The 23,896-nt window shown below is 70.9% G+C and carries 17 protein-coding genes and 3 pseudogenes; 10 read left to right on the forward strand and 10 right to left on the reverse strand.

Annotation, left to right across the window (positions count from 1 at the left end; all coding sequences use genetic code 11):
* Positions 1 to 121: 121 nt before the first annotated feature.
* Positions 122 to 3,586: a phosphodiester glycosidase family protein gene (locus GXP76_RS12005; protein ID WP_242571472.1), complete on the forward strand. Its 3,465-nt coding sequence runs from the start codon at positions 122 to 124 to the stop codon at positions 3,584 to 3,586.
* Positions 3,587 to 3,679: 93 nt separating this feature from the next.
* Here GXP76_RS12005 and GXP76_RS36015 read toward each other — a convergent pair.
* A pseudogene (locus tag GXP76_RS36015) lies at positions 3,680 to 4,731 on the reverse strand (AbgT family transporter).
* Here GXP76_RS36015 and GXP76_RS36020 point away from each other — a divergent pair.
* Positions 4,621 to 5,028, forward strand: a pseudogene (locus tag GXP76_RS36020) (DUF5937 family protein); the annotation flags it as partial. The pseudogenes GXP76_RS36015 and GXP76_RS36020 sit on opposite strands and share 111 nt — an antisense overlap.
* A 33-nt stretch (positions 5,029 to 5,061) precedes the next feature.
* Positions 5,062 to 5,373 carry a helix-turn-helix transcriptional regulator gene (locus tag GXP76_RS12020; RefSeq protein ID WP_242571475.1) on the forward strand — a complete coding sequence of 104 codons (312 nt, stop codon included), beginning with the start codon at positions 5,062 to 5,064 and terminating at the stop codon, positions 5,371 to 5,373.
* Positions 5,374 to 5,406: 33 nt separating this feature from the next.
* On the opposite strand, the gene GXP76_RS12025 is transcribed toward GXP76_RS12020, so the two are convergent.
* The 3 genes from GXP76_RS12025 to GXP76_RS12035 form a co-directional block, all read right to left on the reverse strand.
* Entirely contained in the window at positions 5,407 to 6,783 is a 1,377-nt protein-coding gene (locus GXP76_RS12025; RefSeq protein ID WP_242571476.1) for a cytochrome P450, read from the reverse strand.
* Between the two features lie 234 nt (positions 6,784 to 7,017).
* Positions 7,018 to 8,583, reverse strand: coding sequence for an MDR family MFS transporter (locus tag GXP76_RS12030; protein ID WP_374360709.1), 1,566 nt, complete (start codon positions 8,581 to 8,583; stop codon positions 7,018 to 7,020).
* 49 nt (positions 8,584 to 8,632) lie between these two features.
* On the reverse strand, positions 8,633 to 9,364 hold the full coding sequence (locus GXP76_RS12035) for a TetR/AcrR family transcriptional regulator (RefSeq protein ID WP_242571478.1): 732 nt from the start codon (positions 9,362 to 9,364) through the stop codon (positions 8,633 to 8,635).
* Positions 9,365 to 9,805: 441 nt separating this feature from the next.
* Between GXP76_RS12035 and GXP76_RS12040 the strand changes: the two genes are divergently transcribed.
* Positions 9,806 to 10,975 carry an acyl-CoA desaturase gene (locus GXP76_RS12040; RefSeq protein WP_242571479.1) on the forward strand — a complete coding sequence of 390 codons (1,170 nt, stop codon included), beginning with the start codon at positions 9,806 to 9,808 and terminating at the stop codon, positions 10,973 to 10,975.
* Here GXP76_RS12040 and GXP76_RS12045 read toward each other — a convergent pair.
* From GXP76_RS12045 to GXP76_RS12060, 4 genes are all read right to left on the reverse strand, one after another.
* Positions 10,972 to 11,736 (reverse strand): fibronectin type III domain-containing protein, encoded by a 765-nt coding sequence (locus GXP76_RS12045; protein WP_242571480.1) that lies wholly within the window; start codon positions 11,734 to 11,736, stop codon positions 10,972 to 10,974. The two genes, GXP76_RS12040 and GXP76_RS12045, sit on opposite strands and share 4 nt — an antisense overlap.
* 117 nt (positions 11,737 to 11,853) lie before the next feature.
* Positions 11,854 to 12,453: a hypothetical protein gene (locus GXP76_RS12050; protein WP_242571481.1), complete on the reverse strand. Its 600-nt coding sequence runs from the start codon at positions 12,451 to 12,453 to the stop codon at positions 11,854 to 11,856.
* Between the two features lie 214 nt (positions 12,454 to 12,667).
* Positions 12,668 to 13,309: a histidine phosphatase family protein gene (locus GXP76_RS12055; protein ID WP_242571482.1), complete on the reverse strand. Its 642-nt coding sequence runs from the start codon at positions 13,307 to 13,309 to the stop codon at positions 12,668 to 12,670.
* A 394-nt stretch (positions 13,310 to 13,703) separates the two neighbouring features.
* Entirely contained in the window at positions 13,704 to 14,411 is a 708-nt protein-coding gene (locus tag GXP76_RS12060; RefSeq protein WP_242571483.1) for a FadR/GntR family transcriptional regulator, read from the reverse strand.
* Positions 14,412 to 14,580: 169 nt separating this feature from the next.
* Here GXP76_RS12060 and GXP76_RS12065 point away from each other — a divergent pair, with 169 nt between their 5' ends.
* From GXP76_RS12065 to GXP76_RS12080, 4 genes and pseudogenes are all read left to right on the forward strand, one after another.
* The gene (locus GXP76_RS12065; protein ID WP_242571484.1) at positions 14,581 to 15,870 is read left to right on the forward strand and encodes an SLC13 family permease; all 1,290 of its coding nucleotides are present in this window, start codon (positions 14,581 to 14,583) and stop codon (positions 15,868 to 15,870) included.
* Between the two features lie 52 nt (positions 15,871 to 15,922).
* Positions 15,923 to 17,163 (forward strand): annotated as a pseudogene (locus GXP76_RS12070) (AMP-binding protein).
* Positions 17,156 to 18,538, forward strand: coding sequence for a carboxyl transferase domain-containing protein (locus tag GXP76_RS12075; RefSeq protein ID WP_242571485.1), 1,383 nt, complete (start codon positions 17,156 to 17,158; stop codon positions 18,536 to 18,538). The pseudogene GXP76_RS12070 and the gene GXP76_RS12075 overlap by 8 nt, the downstream one beginning before the upstream one ends.
* Positions 18,539 to 18,601: 63 nt before the next feature.
* A complete protein-coding gene (locus GXP76_RS12080; RefSeq protein WP_242571486.1) occupies positions 18,602 to 19,609 on the forward strand; it encodes a DUF2510 domain-containing protein in 1,008 nt (335 codons plus the stop codon).
* A gap of 96 nt (positions 19,610 to 19,705) precedes the next feature.
* On the opposite strand, the gene GXP76_RS12085 is transcribed toward GXP76_RS12080, so the two are convergent.
* Entirely contained in the window at positions 19,706 to 20,119 is a 414-nt protein-coding gene (locus GXP76_RS12085; protein ID WP_242571487.1) for a nuclear transport factor 2 family protein, read from the reverse strand.
* A 222-nt stretch (positions 20,120 to 20,341) separates the two neighbouring features.
* Between GXP76_RS12085 and GXP76_RS12090 the strand changes: the two genes are divergently transcribed.
* Positions 20,342 to 21,202, forward strand: a complete 861-nt coding sequence (locus GXP76_RS12090) for an NmrA family transcriptional regulator (protein ID WP_242571488.1) — start codon at positions 20,342 to 20,344, stop codon at positions 21,200 to 21,202.
* 58 nt (positions 21,203 to 21,260) lie between these two features.
* Positions 21,261 to 21,722: a DUF5954 family protein gene (locus tag GXP76_RS12095; protein ID WP_242571489.1), complete on the forward strand. Its 462-nt coding sequence runs from the start codon at positions 21,261 to 21,263 to the stop codon at positions 21,720 to 21,722.
* Positions 21,723 to 21,805: 83 nt separating this feature from the next.
* On the opposite strand, the gene GXP76_RS12100 is transcribed toward GXP76_RS12095, so the two are convergent.
* Positions 21,806 to 23,569 carry a transglycosylase domain-containing protein gene (locus GXP76_RS12100; RefSeq protein ID WP_242571490.1) on the reverse strand — a complete coding sequence of 588 codons (1,764 nt, stop codon included), beginning with the start codon at positions 23,567 to 23,569 and terminating at the stop codon, positions 21,806 to 21,808.
* Positions 23,570 to 23,896: the final 327 nt, after the last annotated feature.

Genomic DNA, 23,896 nt, shown 5'->3' on the forward strand with positions numbered 1-23,896 from the left:
GGTGCCCCCTGTTCTCCCCGACGTGTCCGTGAACCTCTGGCGAACCGGGGCACATACGGCGATGCTGGGCGGCTGACAGCGCTTACTATCCGCGCCAACCCCCCGTACTACAGGAGAACTTGTGGGCCCAGGCATCGCCCGCCGGTCCGTCGTGCTGCTCGCGGCGGTCACCGCACTGACAACGGGAGCCATCACCCCGTCCGTCGCCGACTCCACCCCCGACCCCCGTCCGCGCGACGCCGCCGAGGTGCTGCGCCCCGTCGCGCCACCCCCGGCAGGCAGACCGGCCGGAGCCCCCAGATCCGTCGTGGACGGCGACGGCATCGAGACCGCGCGCGCCACCCGCCCCGTCGCGCCGGGCGTCAGCCTCACCTCGTACGACCGCCTCGAATCCGACAAATGGCTGCGCGTCGACGCGCTGTCGGTCGACCTCGACGGCGGTGTACGGGCGGACTACCTCTCGTCGGGCAAGGTCGCCGACCGTCGCAGCGTCTCCGAACTCGCCGCCGGGCACGACCCCGGCAAGGGCCGCCGCACCGTCGCCGCCATCAACGCCGACTTCTTCGACATCAACGAGACCGGCGCCCCGCAGGGAGCCGGCATCAAGGACGGCGCCCTCACCCAGTCGCCCGCCGCCGGTGCCCACCGGGCCGTCGGTATCGGCCCCGAGAACGCCGGGCGCGTCCTGGAGCTGTACTTCGAGGGCACCCTGACACTGCCCGCCGGGCCCCACCCCCTCGCCGCGTACAACGCCGCGAACGTGCCGGCCGGCGGTATCGGCGCGTACACCGCCGCCTGGGGCCAGGCCAACCGCGCGCTCACCGTGGACACGGCGGCGCCCGTCGCAGAGGTGGCCGTACGGGACGGCGAGGTCGTCTCCGTCACCGACAGACCCGGCACAGGTCCGATCGAGCCCGGCACCACCGTGCTGGTCGGCCGGGAGGCCGGCGCCGTACGGCTCAAGGCGCTGCGCCCCGGCGACCCGGTGGCCATGGAGTACAGCCCGCGCACCGGCGACGGGCCCCTGCCGCGCACCGCGGTGGGCGGACGCGAACTCCTCGTCGTCGACGGGGTGGCGCAGAACCACGAGGGCCAGGGCAACAACACCACCGCGCCCCGCACCGCCGTCGGATTCACCAAGGACGGCAGCGAGATGCGGGTGATCACCGTCGACGGCCGGCAGGCCGACAGCGGCGGTGTCACCCTCACCGAGCTGGGCGTGATGATGAAGCGGGCCGGCGCGTACAGCGCGCTCAACCTCGACGGCGGAGGCTCCTCGACACTCGTCGCCCGCGAACCCGGCAGCGACACCCTCCTGGTGGAGAACGCCCCGTCCGACGGCAGCGAGCGCACCGTGCCCAACGGCCTCGCCCTCACCGTGCCCGACGGCAGCGGACGGCTCGACGGCTTCTGGGTCGAGACCCGTACGCCCGCCGCGGCCGCGCCCGGCGACGACCCCGTCAGGGGCGGCCGCCCCGAACGCGTCTTCCCCGGACTCACGCGCGCCCTCACCGCGGCCGGATACGACGAGACGTACGGCCCCGCGCAGGGCGCCCCGCGCTGGCGGACCGAACGGTCGTCGGTCGGCCGGGTGAGCGACGACGGCCTGTTCACCGCCCGCCGCAGCGGCACCACCGAGGTCCGCGCGGAGCGCGGACGCGCCGGCGGATCCATCGAGTTGACGGTCCTCGACGACCTCGCGCGCATCCGGCCGACCACGACCCGGGTCGGTCTCGCCGACGGCGAGGCCACCGGCACGTTCGGCATCGTCGGTCTCGACGCGCACGGCGCCTCCGCGCCCGTGGAGCCGCGCGATGTGGAACTGGCCTACGACCGCGACCTGTTCGCCGTCGCCGACGACGGGAAGGGCGCTTTCACCGTCACCTCGAGGACCGGCGGCGGCGCGGGACGGATCACGGCCACCGTCGACGGCGTCACCACCGCCCTCGCGGTGAGCGTCGGACTCGAGGAACAGCCGGTCTCGGCCTTCGACGACGCCGGGGCCTGGAAGTTCAGCCACGCCCGCGCCGCCGGCTCGGTGGCGGCGACACCGGAGGGACAGACCGGCACCGGCCTGAGACTCAGCTACGACTTCTCACTCTCCACGGCTACGCGCGCCGCGTACGCGAGCCCGCCGCAGCAGATCACCGTCCCTGGACAGCCGCAGTCCTTCACGATGTGGATCAAGGGAGACGGGAAGGGGGCCTGGCCGACCCTGCATCTCAAGGACGCAGCCGGATCGGACCAGTTGCTCCGGGGGCCCTACGTCACCTGGACCGGCTGGCGGCAGGTGACGTTCGCGGTGCCGCCGGGGGCCGCGACTCCGCTGTCCGTGTTCCGCTTCTATCTCGCGGAGACCGCCGCCGACAAGCAGTACACCGGGGAGATCGTGATCGACGGACTGACGGCGCAGGTGCCGCCCACCGTCGACCTGCCCCGACAGCGCTCCGCCGCCGACCCGTTGATCGACCCGGCCGCCGAGACCGAGGGCCGGGACTGGCAGTTCGCCGTGATGTCCGACGCGCAGTTCGTGGCCCGCGAGCCGGACAGCGCGATCGTGCGGCAGGCCCGCCGCACACTGCGCGAGATCAAGGCGGCGAAGCCCGACTTCCTCGTCGTCAACGGAGACCTGGTGGACGAGGGCTCGCCCGCGGACCTCGCGTTCGCGCGAAGTGTCCTGACCGAGGAGCTGGGGGACGAGGTGCCCTGGTACTACGTGCCGGGCAACCACGAGGTGATGGGCGGGAAGATCGACAACTTCGTCGCCGAATTCGGCCCCGCACAGCGGGTGTTCGACCACGGCGGGACGCGATTCGTCACACTCGACACCTCCAGCCTCTCCCTGCGCGGCGGCGGCTTCGCCCAGATCAAGGCCCTGCGCGCCCAGTTGGACGCGGCGGCCGGCGACTCAAGTATCAGCTCGGTGATGGTCATCGAGCATGTGCCGCCGCGCGACCCGACCGTGCAGAAGGGGAGCCAGCTCGGGGACCGCAAGGAGGCGGCGCTGCTGGAGGACTGGCTCGCCGGGTTCCGCCGTACGACCGGCAAGGGCGCCGGCTTCATCGGCAGCCACGTCGGGGTCTTCGACGCCTCGCGGGTCGACGGCGTCCCGTATCTGATCAACGGCAACTCCGGGAAGAACCCGGCGGCCCCGGCCGGCGAGGGCGGGTTCACCGGCTGGTCGCTCGTCGGCGTCGACAAGGTCTCCGGGAGCGAACAGGCCGAGGCCCGGCGCGAGCCGTGGGAAGGCGGGCCCGACTGGGTCTCCGTACAGACGCGTGCGCACACCGACGCGCTGAAGCTCGACGCGCCCGGGACCCTGACGCCCGGAGACCGGGCGGCGGTCGACGCGACCGTCGTCCAGGGGACCAGGGAGGTACCGGTCGGCTTCCCGATGAGCGCGGACTGGACGGGGTCGCCGAACCTGTACGTCGGTGACCCGGACCGGGCGAGCCGCCGCGATCTGGCGGCCTTCGACCCGGCCACGGGGACGCTCACGGCGCTGCGGCGCGGGTCCCTCACCCTCGCGGTGACGGTGAACGGCGTCACGGAACGCGCGGAGATCCGGATCACGGCCGCCGGATGAGCCGGCCCGCGCCCGGCCGTACGCGATGACGAGGGCCCGCACCCGGTGACGGGTGCGGGTCCTTCGCGGCGGTCACCGGACCCGGCCGTGCGGTCAGGTGATCGGCGAGCCCGGGCCCAGTGGCAGACCCAGCGCGTACCAGAGGGCGAACAAGGCGATCCAGACGACCATCATCGCCATCGCGGCCGGAAGCGTGAACGACACCAGAGTGCCGATGCCCGCCTTCTTCTGGTACGTCTGCAGATAGCCGACGGTGAGGACGAACGTCGCACTCATCGGGGTGATGGAGTTGGTACAGGAGTCCACGATCCGGTAGACGGCCATGACGGTGGCCGGGTTGGCCCCGATGAGCATGGTCATGGGAATGATCACCGGAGCGATGAGTGCCCACAGGGCGGTCCCGCTGGTGATCAGCAGGTTCAGCAGGGCGATTCCGGCGATGAGCAGCATGAGTACGGCGAAGACCGGCGCGTCGAGTCTCTCCAGGCCGTCCGCACCTCCAGCGGCGACGACGGTGCTGATACCGGTCCACTGGAACAGCGCGAGGAACTGCGAGACGGCGAAGAAGAGCACGAGAAGCGGTGAGATCGACCTGATCCCGTCCGCCATGAATTCGGGCAGGTCGGACGAGCTGGTGAGTTTTCCGGTCAGACGGGCGTAGGTGGCACCGACGAGCAGGAAGAACAGACTCAGCACCAGCGCGATTCCGGTGAACAGCGTGGAGTCGAGGATGGCCCCGTTCTCTCCGCGCAGCGGGAGCCCGCCGGGATCATCCCGACGACCAGCAGCCCCACGAAGACCGCGGCGACGACGCCGGTACGGCGCAGCGCGCGCAGTTCGACCTCCTCGGGGACGGACCCGGACCCGGTGCCCGCGGTCGGGCCGGTGGCGTCGTCGTCCGGCACGAGTTCGTGCTCACGCTTGGACAGGACCTTCTCCGTGACCACCGTCAGCACGATCGCGAGCACGACCGCGGAGACGGTGGTGAAGTAGGTGTTGTCGGTCGCCCGGACGATCGCGTCGGGATCGACGATGTGCGCGGCCTCGGTGGCGATCTTGGCGAAGACGACATCACTCGGAGCGATGAACGGGTTGGCGTCACCGGCCGCGTTGATCGACAGGAAGCCGACGATCATGCCCAGCATGGGGGAGCGCCCGACCGCCTTGAATTCCGGACCGCACTGGTCCGCACGCTCGCGGACTGCGTCGAGGAGTTCTTCGCGGCGGAGTGGGAACGACTCCACGACCGGCTGCGCGACGAAGCCGAACAGATTCGTTCGCGGCTGCGCGGACTACCGCTCGCGGAACTCATCTCGTCGGTGAGCACGGCCGCCCAGCCGGTGCAGGGCGGCAGGGCGGTGCGTTTCGACAAGCTGCAGAATTTGACGGTTTCCCTTCGGGGAAACCGCACCCTTCTCGTCCCGACCGTTCACGGGCGCCCTCACCTCGTCATCCGCGGTGAGGAGGGTTTCCCCGTGGTGGTGCATTACCCGGTGGCCCGGCACAGCCGGCCCGAGTCCATCGACGAGATGCAGCGACGGCTGACCATCCTGTCGGATCCGGCGCGCCTGGCCCTGTGCCGTCATCTCGTGAACGAGGCGATCACCACCTCCGATCTCGCCCGCAGAATGAGCATGACCCGGCCGCAGGTCTCGCGACATCTCGCCAAGCTCCGTGCGGCGGGCGTACTCACCTCTCGGAGAAGCGGCAGATACGTCTACCACCGGGTCGACGCCGACACAGTGATGCGGATAGGGGTGGAGCTCCTGCGCGCGATAGTGCGATGACCGTCGCCGGCCGGCGACGGTCAGGCCTCCCGGTCAGGCGCCGCGCAGCGTCGCGCGGACCGGGAGCGCCGGCTGGAGCGTGAGGCCCGTCTTCGGTGTGATCTCACCGGGGCCCAGGTCGAGACGGAACCGCTGCGCGAGCGTGGCCAGGACCAGAACCGCCTCGACCGTCGCGAAGCGCGCGCCGAGACAGGCCCTGGCGCCACCACCGAACGGGAACCAGGCGTGGTCGGGCACGGGCCGCGCCTCCTCGTCCCACCGCTCGGGGCGGAACTCGTCGGGCTCGGGGAACCACCGCTCGTCGCGCTGCGCGCTCCACTGACTCGCCCACAGCACCGTCCCCTCCGGAACAGGTCGCCCGCCCAGCGTGGAACCGTCCTTCGCGATCGCCGTCATCAGCCACACCGGAGGGTAGAGACGCAGCGTCTCCTTGATGATCTGCTCGGTCCAGCGCAGGTCCTTGAAGTCGTCGAAGCCCGGCGTACGGCCGTCCAGCACACCGGCCAGCTCCTCGGCGAGCCGCTCGCGCGCCCCCGGATTGCGCGAGAGCAGATACCAGGCCCAGGTCAGCGTCGTTCCGGTCGTCTCGTGGCCGCCGATGTAGAGGGTGACGGCCTCGTCCCTGATCTCCTTGTCGGACAGCCGGTCGCCCTGCTCGTCGCGGGCGGCGAGCAGCCTGCTGAGGAGGTCGTCGCGGTCCGCGCCGCCGCGGTGCCGCTCCTCGGTCACCCGGTTCACCTCGCTGTCGATGACGGCGACGGCCTTCTTGAGCCGTCGCCGTCCCGGCGTCGGGATCCAGGGCGGGAGGAAGAGCGTGAGGCCCCGGAACTCGTCGCCGATGGCCTGCTGCGCGATGTCCATGGCCGGGCCGATGGTGTCCTCGCGGCCCGCCGTGTCGGTTCCGAAGAGGGTCCGTACGGCGATGCGCTGCGTGAGGCCCAGCATCTCCCGTCGTACGTCGATGTGCTGACCCGGCTGCCAGGTGTCGGCCAGCGCCGACGCGCAGTCGGTCATGGTGTCGGCGTAACCGCGGACCTGGCGGGGGCGGACCACCGGCTGCACCAGCGCGCGTTTGCGCCGCCACGCGGCGCCCTCCGAAGTGACGACGCCGTCGCCGAGCACCAGCTTGAAGGCCCAGCCGAGTTCGGGGTGGCGGTAGTCGGTCTCGACCTTCTTGAGCAGTTCCCCGATGTGCTCCGGCTGGGAGAGGAACAGCGCCCGCTGCGGGCCGAGCCGCCAGGAGACGACATCGCCGTGTGCGCGCAGCCGGGCGAAGAAACCGAGCGGGTCACGGGAGAAGGCCGGGAGGTTGCCGATCAGCGGCAGTTGCCGGGGGCCGGGCACCGGCGTGGCGGAGAGGTCCGGTCCGGGCGTGTCATGGCCGGTGGGGGAGGACGTACCCGTGGTCATCTGAGGTCCTTGGCGCTGGAGGCGGCGTACCGGTGTTCCGTACGGTTGCGTACGGCATCAGCAAAGCCGCCGCGCACGCCGTGCGCCAGACGACATTCGGCCCGTGATCGCACCAGCGCGGTCCGAATTCGGCGGGCGGACCGGGCGGGCATCAGGACGGGACACGGAAGTCCCCCCACCGCCGAACGGCGATGGGGGGAACGGTACTTCGGCTCCGGTCGGCCCGGCCCCGGCTCAGCCCACCGGCGTCCGCGAGACCGGCTTGTCGCCGTCGGCCGCCGCCTGCTTGGCCTCCTCGGCGAGCCGTTCCATGCCGCTGGTCGTCTTGAGCGGCTTCTCCTTGATGAACACCACGGCCACCAGCGCGAGCGCGGCGAACGGGGCGGCCACCAGGAACAGGTCCGCGGTCGCCAGACCGTACGCGTTCTCCACGATCTCCCGCATGGGCGCGGGGAGTTTCGTCATGTCCGGTACGGCGTCGCCCGATCCGCCGGCCGCCGCTCCGTCGCCCGTTCCCAGGCTCTTGGCCAGCTCCGAGGCGACCCGGTTGGCGAGGATCGCGCCGAGGACGCTGGTGCCGATCGTGCCGCCCATGCTGCGGAAGAACGACAGTACGGAGGTGGCGGCGCCCAACTCGGAGGCGGGGACGTCGTTCTGGGCGGCGAGGACCAGGTTCTGCATCAGCAGGCCGACGCCGGCGCCGAGAACGGCCATGTAGAGGCTGAGCAGTCCGAAGCCGGTGTCGGCGTCGATCGTCGACAGCATGGCCAGACCGGCGGTCATGATGACGCCACCCGCGATCAGATAGACCTTCCACCTGCCGGTGGCGCTGATGATGTGGCCCGCGGCGGTGGACGAGACGAGCAGACCCAGGATCATCGGCAGGCCCATCAGCCCCGCCACGGTCGGAGACTTGCCGAGCGCGATCTGGAAGTACTGCGAGAGGAAGACCGTGCCGCCGAACATGGCGACACCGACGAGCAGGCTCGCGATCGTGGTGAGCGTGACGGTGCGGTTGCGGAAGATGGTGAGCGGGATGACGGGTTCCGGGACCCGCGCTTCCACGTAGACCGCGGCGACGAGCAGCAGCACACCACCGCCGGTCAGCACGGCGGTCTGCCAGGACGCCCAGTCGAACTGGTTGCCCGCCAGGGAGGTCCAGATGAGGATCGCGGAGACACCCGCGACGATCAGGAACGCGCCCAGGTAGTCGATCTTCACGTCCCTGCGGACGGTGGGCAGGTGCAGTGTGCGCTGGAGCAGCGCGATCGCGATCAGCGCGAAGGGCACACCGATGAAGAAGCACCAGCGCCAGCCCAGCCACGAGGTGTCGACCATGACACCACCGACCAGCGGTCCCGCGACGGTGCCGACGGCGAACACCGCGCCGAACATGCCCGCGTACTTGCCCAGCCTGCGCGGCGGGATCACGGCCGCCATCACCACCTGCGCGAGCGCGGTCAGACCGCCGGCACCGATGCCCTGCATCACGCGGCTGAAGATGAGCAGTTCGACGCCCTGGGAGAACCCGGCCAGCAGGGAGCCGACGACGAACATGCCGAGCGAGAGCTGGAGCAGCAGCTTCTTGTTGTAGAGGTCGGAGAGCTTGCCCCACAGGGGCACCGTCGCGGTCATCGCGAGCAGTTCGGACGTGACGACCCAGGTGTACGCGGACTGGCTGGCGCCCAGGTCGGCGATGATCCGCGGCAGCGCGTTCGCCACCACGGTGCCCGCCAGGATGGCGACGAACATGCCGGCCATGAGCCCGGACATGGCCTGGAGTATCTGCCGGTTGGTCATGGAGGTGGGCGCCTGGTCGGGCGCCTCGATTGCGGTCAAGGTGGCCTTCTTATGATTCCGTGGAACGACGGTCGGACGGACCGTCGTCGGTCTGTGCGGACGGTCGACGCAGCCCTGCGGACAGGTGCGTGAAGACGTCCCGGAAGATGTCGGGGAACGCGGCCGTCGGAGACTGCGCGTACCAGTGCTCGACGGAGACTCGTACGGCCGTGCCGGCGACGGCGGCGAGCAGCCGCGGGTACAGCCCGATGTCGGCGTCGGGGCAGGAGTCGCCGGACTCCGCGGTGTCGCCGACGGCGCCGGGGCCGCTCCGCGAACCGCCGCCGGGGTCGAGCCGGTGCGCGATGGTCCGTGCCAGGTCGCGTTCCTCGGCCATGTGCAGGCCGAGACCGCGGGCCAGCAGATGCGGGGACTTCTGGAGGACCTTGGCGCGCAGGCTCCACACCTCGTGCCGCTGCTCGACGTCGGCCAGTTCGGCGGCCATGGCCTCGCGTACCGCTTCGAGCGGGGACAGCTCGGCGGGGGCGTCCCGTACGGCGCGCCGGATCCGTTCGCCGATCTGCGTGTCCATCATGACGAACGCGTCGTCGTGGCTGTCGAAGTAGTTGAAGAACGTCCGCGGGGAGACACCGGCGGCGTTGCTGATGGCCTCGACGGTGACGTTCTCCGCGCCGTGCTCGGCGGCGAGCCGTACGGCCGCCTCGCTCAGCGCCGCGCGCGTGGCCTGTTTCTTGCGCTCCCGGAGACCCGCTCCGGCACCCTTTGTCGTCACACTTTGCATGGTATGCAAATGTGCAGTCTCTGCAAAATTAATTGGGGGCGCGGTAGTACCGAAGGGCCCTCGGAATGGTATTCACGCTGCTCAGAAACCGTTTGCGGCGCATTGTCCGCACGGTGTAAGAATCACAATTCCCGCGCAGGCTACACTGGAGATCAGGAGGCCCCCAGGCCCTGACTTCCCGCTGCCCCATGAGTGTGGGCAGCAGTACTGGTCCTCGGTGAGGATGTCAGCGGCATTCGCAGCGGCCATACCCAGTTGTCGCGTCGGCGGAGTGGTCCACGTCCAACCGCACGCAGCGAACCGAGCTGTGTGATGCAGTCGCCCACCCGTCCACGACCGGCAGCGCCGTCCCCCCTGGCTTGTGTCCCCACCTGCCAACCTGCCTGCCGCGCCGTCATACACCGGCACACGGTCGTGACCCATTTCGAAAGGCGTGGCCGTATGTCAGTCAACACCGCCGGTACCGTGGAGGATTCCGCGGCGCCGGTACCAGGCGCCGATCTCGCGGGTGAGGCCGCGGAACAGGCGTGCAAGGAGACGGGCAGCGATTTCGCGCGACTCTCCAAGAAGATCGTCGCCGCCGGTCTGATGCGGCGCCGGCCCTGGTACTACACCCTGCGCATCGGCGTCATCACCGCTCTCTTCGCCGCCGGTTGGACCGCCTTCGCGCTCGTCGGCGACAGCTGGTGGACGCTCGCCGTCGCCGCGTTCCTCGCCGTGGTCTTCGGCCAAGTCGCGCTCGTCGCCCACGATGTGGGTCACCGTCAGGTGTTCCGGCTGCGCAAGGCCAGTGTGCGCGCCGGGAAGATCGCCGGAAACCTCGGCATCGGCATGGGCTACGGATGGTGGCAGGACAAGCACTCCAGGCACCACGCCAACCCGAACCACGAGGAGTTGGACCCCGACGTCATCCCCGACATCCTCGTCTGGACGCAGGGTCAGGCCAGGGCCGCCAAGGGGCTTCCCCGTCTGATCGGCCGCTCGCAGGCGTTCCTGTTCTTCCCGCTCCTCACGCTCGAGGGCTTCAATCTGCATGTCGCCGGTGTGCGCGCGCTGGCCAACCGCTCGCTGAAGCAGCGGACTTCGGAGGGTGTTCTGCTCTTCACGCACTTCGCGCTCTACCTCGGCGCGCTGTTCGTGGTGCTGCCGCCCGGCAAGGCCGTCGCCTTCCTCGCCGTCCACCAGTGCCTGTTCGGTCTCTACCTGGGCTCGATCTTCGCGCCCAACCACAAGGGCATGCCCACCCTGTCCGGCAACGACCGGCCGGACTTCCTGCGGCGACAGGTGCTCACCTCCCGCAACGTGCGCGGCGGCTGGTTCACCGACATCGCGCTCGGCGGGCTCAACTACCAGATCGAGCACCACCTGTTCCCGAACATGCCGTCGCCGCAGCTGCGCGAGGCGCAGCCGATCGTCCGGCAGCACTGCGAGGAGCTGGGCATCAGCTATCTGGAGACCAGCCTGATCACCTCGTACAGCCAGGCCCTGCGGAGCCTGCACCACGCTGGTGCCCCGATCAGGGAGTCGGTGGCGGCCAAGGCGGACACCGAGGCCGGCACCGAATCCGGGACCAAGCCGGGGACGAAGACCGACGCCAAGGTCGATGCCTAGGACGCCGGGTCCGAACCCGTCGTGAGATGAACGACGTTGGACCGCTCGCCGTAGACGAAGGCGCGTACGCGGTACGACGCCCGCTTCTCCTCGGGCAGGGTGATCAGTCCGAACGAGTTGATGTCCGGATTCAGCAGTGCCACAGGCCGGTAGCCCTCGCTGCCGGCCTGTCGTACTTCCAGCAGGTGACCGTCCTCGCCGGCGGCGCGGTCCGTCCAGGTGAAATGGATGCCGGTCGCGTGCTTGACGGTCGCTTCGAAGTCCGCCGGGGCGGCCGCCGCGTCCGTGTCGGCGCCGCCCGCGCCCCGCGCCGTCAGCGGCACCGTCCGCACCTTCGGACCTCTGACGGTACGAGGCGTCAGCCACTTCTCGTTGCCGGTCAGTTCCCGCTCCGAGGGCTCGCCGGGCGGCAGGGCGACCTCGACCGCCGGGGACGCCGGGCCGAAGTAGGGGCGCAGCCGGTAGTAGAAGGGCGTCTCGGGCATCAGATCCGGATGCCGGTACGTGGTGCGGCCCGGCGGCATGAACTCCAGCACCGTGTACGGGCCCGCCTTCTCCGTCGCGAACTCCACCGTCCGCCCCGCCACGCCGGGCTCGTCTCCCGTCCAGCGCAGCGTGATGTCGATGGGGGAGTCGAGCGTCGCCGCGAGCCGCGCCGAGGTCTCCGCCGGCGCCTTCCTCACCTCCGGTGACGAGGAACAGCCCGCCAGCGTCAGAACGGCGAGGGCCGCGGCGATGGTGGCGCGCGGTCGAAGCGGCACGGTGTTCGTCCTTCCGGGCTGTGGGGCGTGGGGGGGAGTGCGCGGTGACCGCGCGTGGCATGCGCTCGCGGCGCGGCGCGTCGCGCGGTCACCGGACCGGGAGGCGCCTCGACCGCCCTACTTGCGCCAGAACTTGACGCCGCTCCACACCACGGTGGCGGGCCCGCTGCCGCTGTTGGTGCGGTAGGCGCCGAACTTGTCGTAGAAGCTCCCGCCGGGGCTCGCGTAACTGTGCTTCAGGGAGCCGTTGATGTACGTGCGGTGCTCGCTGCCGACCTGGTGCACGGTGTTCACCCGTACGGTGGCGCCGACCGTGCCCGCGTTGGACAGTGTGGCGCCGCCGTGGACCGCGTACAGCCGTCCGCCGCGCTCGCCGGCCAGCATGAAGAACGGACCGGCGGCCGATTCGTTGAAGGTCTGCTTGAGGCTGATACGGGTGCCGCCCATGCTCGCGATCCGGAAGTAGCCCTCGAACTGCCGGGTCCCTCCCGTGTAGGTGGCGTACCGCCGCTCGGCGCGCTGGTCGCCGCTGCCGGTCGAGCAGGTGAGCGTGAAGGTCAGGTTGTCGACCTGGCCGCAGCCCCTCTCCTGGACGGTGAAGGAGGGTGACGTCGAGGTCCACCCTCCGGGTTCGACTTCCGCGTACGCGTTCGGCGCCGTCAGCGGCATCGCCGCGGCGGCGATGAGAACAGTGACGGTGCGCCTGAGTCTGGGCACGTCTCATCTCTCCGTTTCGGTGGGGGCATCGCGCTGGAGTCGCATCAGAGTAGAAGTGTCCACGTCAAGCAACAAGAGATTCAGCGGAACTTCACGAGGTTCACGACCATGAAAGGGCAATGGGCGTGAAAGGGGTATATGGCAGTGCCCCGCCGGTCATGTGCGACCGGCGGGGCTATGTATGTGAACGAGTGTTCCGGGGTGGGGCCCGTTGTCAGACGCTGTGGGGCAGGTCCTGGACGGTGCGCAGCAGAGTCTCGGGGAGTGCCAGGTTCCATGCGGTGATGACCGGGTTGCCGTGTTCCGTACCGAGCCTGGACACCGTTCCGGTCTCCAGCTGGAACAGCGCGCCCTCGGTCGCGGTGAGCCCCAGATAGCGGGCGGTGAGCACTCGCAGGAAGTGGGAGTGGGCCACGAGCGCGACGTCCTCGTCGCCCGCGCGCTCGGCGGCGGCGCGGACGTCGGCGAGTACCCGGTCGGCCCGGTCGCTGACGTCCGACGGGCTCTCGCCCGGCTGGTCGCCGGGGCCCGGTGTGGTCCCGTCCGTCCACAGGTTCCAGTCGGGGAGCGTGCGGCGGATCTCCTCGGTGGTCACGCCCTCGTACCCGCCGTAGTTCCACTCGTGCAGATCGGGATTGATGCGGGTGGATCGCAGCCCGGCGAGTTCGGCGGTGCGACGGGCCCGCGCGAGGGGGCTGACCAGCGTCACGCCGATCCGCCGGTCGGCCAGCAGGGGGACCAGGGCGCGGGCCTGGTTCTCGCCGTGGTCGGTCAGTGGCAGATCCGTGTGGCTGGTGTGCTGCCCGGAGAGCGACCACTCGGTCTCGCCGTGTCTGATGAGGATCAACTCGCCCATGGGTGCTGTCCGTTCGTTCGTACTGGGGCGTACTGGGAGCTCTGGTGTGCGGGGCCCGCGCGGGGCGACGCCGCCCTCCGGCCGGTCCGGCTCCACGATCCCATCACGCCGGGGTCCGTACGCCCGGGGGCGCGCCCGGCGCGGGAGCGCGTGCCCGTGGTGCGACTCACAGGCGCCCCCGCCGGGCGGAGGGGAACACCGCACCGTGGGTGAGCGTTCATCCATACGTGGTCGCGGGGGAGAAGTGACGGCTCCGCGACCACCCCGAACGAGCCCCGGCTGGTCCATCCCCCGAACCAGCCGGGGCTCTCCCTGTCCCGGCCGGGGACCGGACGGACCCTAAGGGCTGTCCCGTAACCCCTGGCGGGCGCACGACGGGACAGCCCTTAAGGGCTCAGACGTCGTCGCCCGGATCCCAGTCCAGCAGCCGCACCTTCGCCACCGTGCGCACATGACGGCGCATCGCCGTCGCCGCCGCCTTCCCGTGCCGCGCCTCGATCGCTTCGAGGATCGCCCGGTGCTGGGTGAGTGAGCGGTGGGGGCGGCCCGGCTGGCGCAGCGACTCGTTGCGGCTCTCGGTGATCTGCTCGGCGATGGAGCGCATGAACTCGGCCAGCAGGCCGCTGTGGGCCGCCGCCGTCACCGCGGCGTGGAAGAGCCGGTCACCCTCCACGCCGGGGCCGCCCGCCCCGATCTCGCCGGCCATGTGATCGAGCGCGTCCCGCATCGCGGTCAGATCGTCCTCGGTGCGGCGCTCGGCGGCCAGTTCGGCGAGTTTGGTCTCCAGCGCCTCGCGCGCCTCAAGGACGTCGGGCAGCCGGCGCTTGCGTTCCACGAGCCGTTCGACCGGTTCGGCGTCGAGGCTGTCGCGGACGAGATACGTGCCGCCGCCGTGCCGTACCTCGACGAGTCCCTGCACTTCGAGGACGACGATCGCCTGCTTCACCGACGCGCGGCTGACGCCGAGGCGCCCCGCTAGTTCGCGCTCGGGCGGCAGCCGGTCCCCGGCCCCCAGACCGCCTTCCGCCACATGGTGGCGGAGCCTGTCGAGGACCTGTTCGTACAGTCGTGGCCGGGTCATCGGCCGCAGTGCGTCGGACACACGAACCCCCCATAACTGGTCGTTCGCAGCCTAACACCGGGCGGCCAAGTGGCTGAGCCAATTCCTGTCGAATCCCTTGACGCCTCGGTGGGCCGGTGTTCAAAGTGGTCCAGCCACTTGGCCAATACCGCTTGGCCAGTAATCAACGGCCCCAGGGACGGGAGCCCCGATGTCCGCCGAACTGATCTCGATCCTTGTACTTGTGGTCGTCTTCGTGATCGCCACGACCCGCTCGATCAACATGGGCGCGCTCGCCTTCGCCGCCGCCTTCGGGGTCGGCGAACTCGTCGCCGACCTGGACGCGGACGGCATCTTCGCCGGTTTCCCCGGTGACCTGTTCGTCGTGCTCGTCGGTGTCACGTACCTCTTCGCCATCGCACGGGCCAACGGCACCACGGACTGGCTGGTGCACGCCGCGATCCGGCTCGTACGCGGCCGAATAGTGCTGATCCCCTGGGTGATGTTCGCGATCACCGGAGCACTGACCGCGATAGGCGCCGTCAGCCCGGCGGCCGTCGCGATCGTCGCGCCCATCGCGCTGAGCTTCGCCGCGCGGTACGGGATCAGCCCCCTGCTGATGGGCGCGCTCGTCGTGCACGGCGCCCAGGCCGGCGGCTTCTCACCGATCAGCATCTACGGCTCGATCGTCAACGGGGTGGTGGAGCGCGAGAACCTGCCCGGCAACGAACTCGTCCTCTTCTTCGCCTCGCTCGTCGTCAACCTGATCATCGCGAGTGTCGTGTTCGTCCTGTTCGGCGGTCTGAAACTGAAAGGCCGTGACCTCGCGACCGAGGCCAGGGCGGAAGGCAAGGACGGTGCGGCCAAGGACGGAGACGGAGCCCTGGCGGCCGACTCGGCGCAGCTCAGCCCCGCCCGTATCGCCACCCTGACCGCCCTCGCGGCACTCGTCGTCGCCGTCCTCGTGTTCGACCTCGACGCCGGACTCTCCTCCATCACCCTCGCCGTCGTCCTCAGCACCTTCTGGCCGGACGCGAGCCGCAGGGCCGTCAGCGAGGTCGCCTGGCCGACCGTGCTGCTCATCTGCGGTGTCCTCACCTACGTCGGCGTCCTGGAGGAGATGGGCACCATCGACTACGCGGGCAACGCGGTCGGCGACATCGGCGTCCCCCTGCTCGCCGCCGTCCTGCTCTGCTACATCGCCGCCATCATCTCCGCGTTCGCCTCCTCCGTCGGCATCATGGGCGCGCTCATCCCGCTCGCCGTGCCCTTCCTCGCCCAGGGCGAGATCGGCGCCGTCGGCATGATCGCCGCCCTCGCCGTCTCGGCGACCGTCGTGGACGTCAGCCCCTTCTCCACCAACGGCGCTCTCGTACTGGCCGCCGCCCCCGACGTCGACCGGGAGCGTTTCTTCCGGCAGTTGATGGTGTACGGAGGCATCGTGGTGGCAGTGGTACCCGCCGCCGTATGGCTGGCACTGGTGGTGCCAGGCTTCGGATGATCAGGTCACCCGGACGACCGGTCAGACTCGTCGACAGCAAGGAGAACGACGCGTGTCCCCTCTCTTCCCGGCCCTCGCGGCGGGTTCCACCCGGCCCGCACTCCAATTCGGCGACCAGGCCCTGAGCCACGCCGAACTGGCCACGGTGGCGGGCGCCCTGGCCGACCGCATCGCCGGTGCGCCACGGGTCGCCGTCTGGGCCACACCCACCCTCGGTACGGCCGTGGGCGTGGTGGCCGCGCTGCTGGCGGGAGTGCCCGTCGTGCCGGTGAACCCCAAGACCGGCGAACGGGAGCTGACGCACATCGTGACGGACAGTTCACCCACCCTCGTGCTCGCCGAACGAGGAGTCGAACTGCCCCCGATCCTGGCCGGGTTGGCGCGCCTGGACACCGACGTCACCGAGGTTGCCGAGGTCACCCACCCCACCGGTGACCCGGGCGCGGCGGCTCGGTGCGCCATCTCGGCAGATTCGGTACGGACGGTGTCGCACGCGAGCTGTCCTCGGGAGCCACGATGCTCTTCGGCGTACCGACGATGTACCACCGCATCGCCGAGGCGCTCGCCGACGATCCCGCGCTCGCGAAGGCGCTCACCGGCGCTCGTCTGCTGGTGTCGGGATCGGCCGCGCTGCCCGTCCATGACCACGAGCGCATCGCGGCGGCCACCGGACGTCGCGTCATCGAGCGGTACGGCATGACCGAGACCCTGATGAACACGAGCGTGCGCGCGGACGGCGAACCGCGCGCCGGCACCGTCGGCGTCCCGCTGGCCGGGGTGGCGTTGCGGCTGGTCGACGAGAGCGGCGCCGCGATCGCCGCGTACGACGGTGACACCGTCGGCGAGATCCAGGTACGCGGCCCGAACCTCTTCACCGAGTATCTGAACCGCCCCGACGCCACCGAGGCCGCCTTCGACGACGGCTGGTTCCGCACGGGCGACATGGCGATCCGGGACCCCGACGGCTATGTACGGATCGTCGGGCGCAAGGCCACCGACCTGATCAAGAGCGGCGGCTACAAGATCGGCGCCGGTGAGATCGAGAACGTGCTCCTGGAGCACCCGGGGGTGAGGGAAGCGGCCGTCACCGGGGAGCCCGACGAGGACCTCGGGGAGCGGATCGTCGCCTGGATCGTCCCCGCGCAGGCCGACGCCCCGCCGTCGGCGGAGGAGCTGGCGGCGCACGTCGGGGCTCAGCTCGCCTCGCACAAGAGGCCGCGCACCGTGCGGTATCTGGAGGCGCTGCCCCGCAACGACATGGGCAAGATCATGAAGCGGGCCCTCCATGGCTGAGCGGATGAGCGCCCGGCAGGCGATCGCCTCCCTCACCGGAGCGACCTCGCGGGGCGCTCCCGCAGGCTTCACCGAACTGCCCACGCCGAAGGACACCTCCGCCCCTGACGGTCCCCTCGCCTGGCGGGGTTACGACGAGTCCCGCGCCCGCGCGGCGGCACGCACCGGCGAGGACGAGTCGGTCGTCTGCGGCACCGCGCGCGTCGGTGACACCGAAACGGTCCTGATCTCCTTCGAGTTCGGCTTCCTCGGCGGATCGCTGGGGGAGCGCACCGGAGACCGGCTGGAGGCCGCGTACACCCACGCCCGTGAACGGCGGCTGCCCGTCGTCTCGTTGATCGCCACCGGCGGCAGCCGTATGCAGGAGGGCATGCTCGCACTGCTCCAACTCCAGCGCGTGGCACGGCAGTCGGCCCTGACCCGGGCGGCGGGGCTGCCCCAGATCGCGGTGGTGCGCGACCCGACGGCGGGCGGTGGCTGGGCCACCCTCGGCGCCGGCGCCGATGTGATCCTGGCCCTGCCGGGCGCCCAGATCGGGTTCGCGGGTTCGCGGGTACGGCCGCCGGACGCGGACCCGTACGCGTACACCGCCGAAGCACAGCTGACGGCCGGTCATATCGACGCGGTGGTACGGCAGGAGGACCTGCGGGGCACCGTCGGCCGCTGGCTGGCGCTGCTGACGGGCGGTGCCACCGGACCGGGGGCCCCTCCCGTGACGGCCGCCGAGCCCCCCGCCGGACTCGGCCACGCGGCGCCGCCCGCCACCGGCTGGGAGGCGGTGAGTCTGGCGCGCGACCCCCGGCGTCCCCGCGCCGAGGCGTACCTGGCCGCGTACTTCACCGGCCGCGCGTCCATCAACGGGGACCGGAGCGGTGGCACCGACCCCGGAATGCTGTGCGGGTTCGGCGTGCGCGACGGCCGTACGGTCGCGTACGCCGCCCAGTGCGGCACCGCGACCCTCCCCGCCGGCTATCGCACCGCGGCCAGGCTGATCAGGCTCGCGGACCGGCTGGGACTGCCCGTCCTCACGCTCGTCGACACCCCCGGCGCCGCCAACGACGCCGAGGCCGAGCGCTCCGGAGCGGGAGGCGCGATCGCTGATCTCTTCGCCGCCGTGTCCACCGCCCGCGTACCCGTCACCACCCTGCTGATCGGCGAAGGCGGTTCCGGCGGAGCCCTGGCACTGGCGGCGCCGGGCAACACCTGGGCCACACCGGACAGTTACTTCTCCGTCATCGCGCCCGAACTGGCGACGGCCATCCTCAAGCGGCCTCCCGAGGAGGCCCGCGCGACGGCCGGCGAACTGAAGCTGCGTCCCCAGGACCTGCTGTCGCTGGGGGTGATCCGGGGGATCGTCCCAGCCGCGGGGAAGTGAAGTCCGCCGATTTCTCATGGGCCTCTCACCAGGTTTGTCGGACCATATGCCTATGGTGAGTGGGTGACGCAGACGACTCCGCCCGGCTGGTATCCGGACCCAGGACATGACGGTGAAGGCCCGCCTCAGGAACGGTGGTGGGACGGGTCGGCCTGGACCGACATGGTCCGTTCCGACTCGGCGACGGCCTGGAGCGCGCCTTCCGGTCCTGGCGCGCCCTCCGGCCCCGGCGCGCCAGGCATGCCGCCCTACCCGGCGGCGCCGCCACCGGGCGCCGGCGGGCGCGGCCGCCGGATCGCCCTCGCCGTCACCGCGGCCGTGGTGGTGCTGGCCGTCGTGGGAGGCTTCCTCCTCCTCGGGGACGACGGCGACAGCTCGGCGGACAGCGCGAGTTCGACGCCGTCGACAGCGCCCAGCAAGCCGGGCCAGGAGCGACCGGCACCCGACGACTCGCAGCCGCCCGGCGGCCCCGACGCGCCCGACGGGGGCGGCGAGGACGGCGGACCCCAGCAGGAGGTCCCGACCGAGGAGGGTTACGCCACCGACCTGGCCAGCGGCATCAGCATTCCGGTGCCGGAGGGCTGGAGCGGCCAGTCGGGCCCGGTCGGCGCCGGAGTGAGCACCGGGGAGCACCCGTGCCCGGGCGACCCGGGCGAGTCCTGCGTACGCGGCGGGGTGAACTCCGTCCCGGCGATCGCCCTGGAGATCAAGGCCACCACCGCCAAGGCGGCGGCCGAGGCCGACATCAAGAAGAACGCCGAGGAGTCCTACGGCGGCGAGAGCTACGGAGAGATCTCCTCCCACGAGGAGCTGAAGTCCGAGGCGGTGACCGTCGCCGGCAAGAAGGGCTACCTCGTGCGGTGGAAGGTCGTCACCGGCAAGGGCGACGACGGGTACGTGCAGTCGCTCGCCTTCCCGTCTCCCGCCCCCGGCGCACAGGGCATGCTGATCATCGTGCGCTCCGGATTCGACATCAACGACAAGGCGCCCAAGCTGCCCGTGATGGACGAGATCACCGGCGGCATCAAGGTCGCGGCGGGGGGTGGCGCGGGCGCGGGCGAGAAGGTCTGAGACCGGACCGCCGCGGAGGCTTCTCCTCGATCGCCGGACGGACCGTGAACGCGGCCCGTCCGGCGATCGACGGCGAACCGGCCGCCGGGCGGGGGATCAGGGCAGCGGTTCGGCCATGGCGCTCAGATGGATGCCGACGAGCCGCCACCCGTATCCGTCTCCCTCTTCCCCGTCTCCGTTCCCGCTCCCGTCCCCGCCCTTCGCCAGGAACTGGGTCGCGCGGAAGCGCCCGTCGGCGTCCCTGCCGTCGACGATGCTCTGCTGACACTGCACACCGATGGCCACCGCCGCGTCGCCGTGCCGGCGTACCTCGACCTCCGTCCAGTCGAACGAGTCATGGATGAGGTCGCCCGTGGCGTACCGCTCCAGCCACCGGGCCTTGTCGAGGATCAGTCCGCGCGGACCGACCCCGCGGAAGTCGTCCGCGAGCAGCCGGTCCAACATGTCGATGTCGCCGTTGAGTTCGGCCTTCGCCCACCGCCGGCCGAACTCGGCCAGATCCCTGTCCATCCGCTCTCTCCCCGTCCGCCACGCCACGAGTGCTCCGTCGTCGCCCCAGACTCCACCGGTACGGCTGACGGCGCATCGGCTCGCCGGATGGCCCGCGACTACTGCGCGGGGAGTAGCGGGGGAGTGCGGGGACGAGAGTGCTACCACCGGCGTAGACGCACGCTTATGCCAGTGAGCGTCACGGCCATGTCCGGCGGGGCCGCCCCGTACTTGACTGAACGCATGACACCGAGCACGCACCACACGCACAGCACAGCGAACACACCGGCCGCCGAGGCGCGGACGACCCTGGTCACCGGTGGTACGGGCAAGACCGGACGGCGCGTGGCCGCCCGGCTCACGGAGCGCGGACTGCCGGTTCGCATCGCCTCACGCGGCGGCGGGACCCCCTTCGTGTGGGAGGAGCCCGACACCTGGGACGGCGCACTGGACGGTGTCGGAGCCGTCTACCTCAGCTACTACCCGGACCTCGCCTTCCCCGGCGCGGCCGAGACCGTCGGAGCGTTCGCCGAGCGCGCCGTCGCCAAGGGCGTACACCGCCTGGTGCTGCTTTCCGGGCGAGGTGAGGAGGGCGCCCTGATCTCCGAGGGGAAGGTGCGAAGCAGCGGCGCCGACGTGACCGTCGTCCGGGCGAGCTGGTTCAACCAGAACTTCGACGAGGGCTTCTTCCTCGAGCCCGTTCTCGCGGGGGAGCTGGCCCTGCCGACCGGAGACGCGGTCGAGCCCTTCGTCGACGTCGACGACGTCGCGGACGTCGCCGTCGCGGCGCTCACCGACGACCGGCACATCGGCAGGACCTACGAACTGTCCGGACCCCGGCTGATCGGCTTCGCGGAGATCGCCGGCGAACTGTCCAGGGCCACCGGCCGGGAGATCACCTACGCACCGGTCACGCTTGAGGAGTACCGCGACTTTCTCCTCTCGGTGGGCGCCCCCGCCGACTTCGCCGACCTGTTCGAGCTGATCAACGACGGGCGCAACGCCCATGTCGTGAACGGCGTCGAGGAGGTCCTCGGCCGCAGGCCCAGGGACTTCACCGACTTCGCCGCGGACGTCGCGCGCACCGGCGTCTGGCGGCCCTGACCCCGTCATATCGATGATTCCGCGCGCCGGGTGGCGCGGGGTGCGGCACGCTGGGGGTATGGAAGCGAGCTCAGACGATGCATTCGACGACGCGGCGGCCCGGCGGCTGCTGGAGGTCGGGAAGCGTGAGGAGGAACTCCGCGAGGAGTTCCGGGTGGACGGCCCCGAGTGGGAGCGGATGTCCGTCTCCCACTACACGGCCTACGCCGCGATGATCCACGAGGAGGGCGGCTGGCGGCAGTTGTTCCCCGCCGTGCCCTTCGAGGAGGAGGCGCGGCTCGATCTCGGCGCCGTGCTGCGCGCACGGGGCGCGCACGCGGGGGAGTTCGCCGGCCGCTTCGGCCGGGCGGCCGACGCGGTGGAACGTGGTGAGGACCAGGTGATCATCGCGGAGGACGTCTTCCGGATGGTACGGGTCGAGCAGACGGTCATCATGACGAGTCACGGGCCGCAGACCCCCCGGGCGGGCGACCGGGAGTTTCCCGACGAACTGGACGAGCGGCCCGGAGCCGGTGACTGACGTCCGGGACACCGGGGATCGAGTGCGCCGCCCCGCCCCGACGGGGGTGGGGCGGGACGGCGCACGGTCTGTCTGACGTATCGTCAGGAACCGCCCCGGGCAACCGGTTCGGCCGCCGAGGTCACCAGATAGGCGCTCCAGATCAGCGCCGCCGGGTCGTCCCCGCCGTTCTCCAGCACCACCTGCTTCCCCGTCTTCGCGCTCTCGCCGAACAGCCCGATCGACGTCACCAGGTCCGGAGCGGAACCGACGAACCACTCCGCTTTCCTGTCGTCGGTGTGGCCCGAAGCCCCCGTACCGACACCGACGTCCGCCGCGTCCGACAGAGGCGGCACGGACCCGTCAGGCCAACGCGTCGCGCCCGCCGGGCCCTTCCCCGACAGAGAGGCGTGAGCGAACCGCGCCGCCACGCTGCCGATCACCCGGTCGCCGGTCGCGTCGGGCAACTCCACGGTCCGGTCGCCGCGCCGCGCGGACTTCACGATCGACGGGGTGACCTTCCTGCCGTCGTTCGCCAGGGTGGCGTGGACCCCGGCCATCTCCAGCGGACTCGCGCCCATCAGCCCGAGGGACGTCGCCTGCGGCGCGGCGAAGCCGGCCGGTTCCGCGGTCATCCCCAGCCGCTTCGCGGTCCGCCTGATCGCACGCGTGTCCACCGCTCCACGGTCCTTCTCGGCCTCCATCCGCGCGGCGAGAACCACGGGTGCGAAGGTCGGCCCCGCCTGGTAGTCGGCGCGTGTCGCGTTGTTCAGGTAGTGCCGCAGGTAGTCGTCGCCGCCGTACAGGGCCACGATGCGCCCGGACCTCGGATCGACGGACGCGGCGCCCACCTGCCGGTCCGGATCCGGCTTCGGCGTGTCCGGTCCCTTCGGTGCCTTCGACCGCGGGACGGGCACCGACGCGCCGAGCCCCGCGGACACCGCCTCGCGCAGCGCCTCCTGCCTCTTGGGCTCGATGTTCAGCGTGATCCGCCAGCCACCGCCCGCCAGTTCCTGCTCACCGACGCCCGCGGCGATCAGCTCACGCCGGGCGGTGTCCACCAGGTACCCGGCCTGTCCGGCCAGCTCCGCCGAGGCCTTCGGGTCCAGGGGCACCGGGAAGCGCATCTCCCGCCGGTCGTCCTCGTCGAGCCACCCCTCGCCGACCATGTTGTCCAGCACATAGCCCCAGCGCGCCTTGGCGTTCCTCTTGTCGGCGGGGGAGGCGACGGCCCAGTCGTAGCGGCTGGGCGCCTGGAGCAGCGCGGCGAGATACGCGCCCTCCTCGACCGTGAGGTCGTCGACCTCCTTGTCGTAGTACGAACGGGCCGCCGCCTGGACGCCGTACGCGAGCCGGCCGTAGTAGCTGCTGTTGAGATATCCGGCCAGGATGTCGTCCTTCGAGTTGTGCCGGTCGACCTTGAGGGAGATGAACAGCTCCTTCACCTTGCGGGTGACCGTCTGCTCCTGGCTGAGGTAGTAGTTCTTCACGTACTGCTGGGTGATGGTCGAGCCGCCCTGCTTGCCGCCGCCGGTCACCGTGCTGAAGATGCCGCGCGCCGTGCCGGAGAGCGAGACACCGGAGTCGCTGTAGAAGTCCTTGTTCTCGGCGGCGACGAAGGCCCGCCGCACATCCTCGGGGACCGCGTCGAGCGGTACGGACTCGCGGTTGACCTCCCCGGTCCGGGCGAGTCTGGTGCCGTCCGCGAACAGATAGACATTGCTCTGTGCCTTCGCCTGCTCATTGGCTCCCGGGATGTCGATGACCAGGTACATCACGGTGAACGCCGCGATGAGCAGGAGGCACACGGTGACGCAGGCGGCCAGGGCCTTGCGCCAGGTGAGGAGGCGACGGATACGCATACGCATGGCGTGATCCTCGGCGCCGAAGATCTTCGTCAGGGCGAAGGAAGGTGTCGACCTGCGCGCGGAGTTGTATCGGCTGCGTATCGGCCTGCCACCGGGGCGGCGTGAGGGGTGGTTCCTCCCGACTGCCGGGCGGTACAGGTGTGTTGGACCCGGCCTAGGGCCTGTCTTCAAAGTCCCGCCTGGCCCGCGGCGGCTGGTACGGCACCTCGCCGCGTTGTCGGACCCGGCCGAGTACGCCCGGTACGAGGCCGGTCCTCCGCCTTGCGATGCACCGCACCAGCCGCCGCGGGCCTCGCCCTACGGGCGGACGGCGCTACTTTGAAGACA

Origin of the sequence: Streptomyces sp. NP-1717 (genome assembly GCF_022695985.1) — a bacterium.
GTDB lineage: Bacteria > Actinomycetota > Actinomycetes > Streptomycetales > Streptomycetaceae > Streptomyces.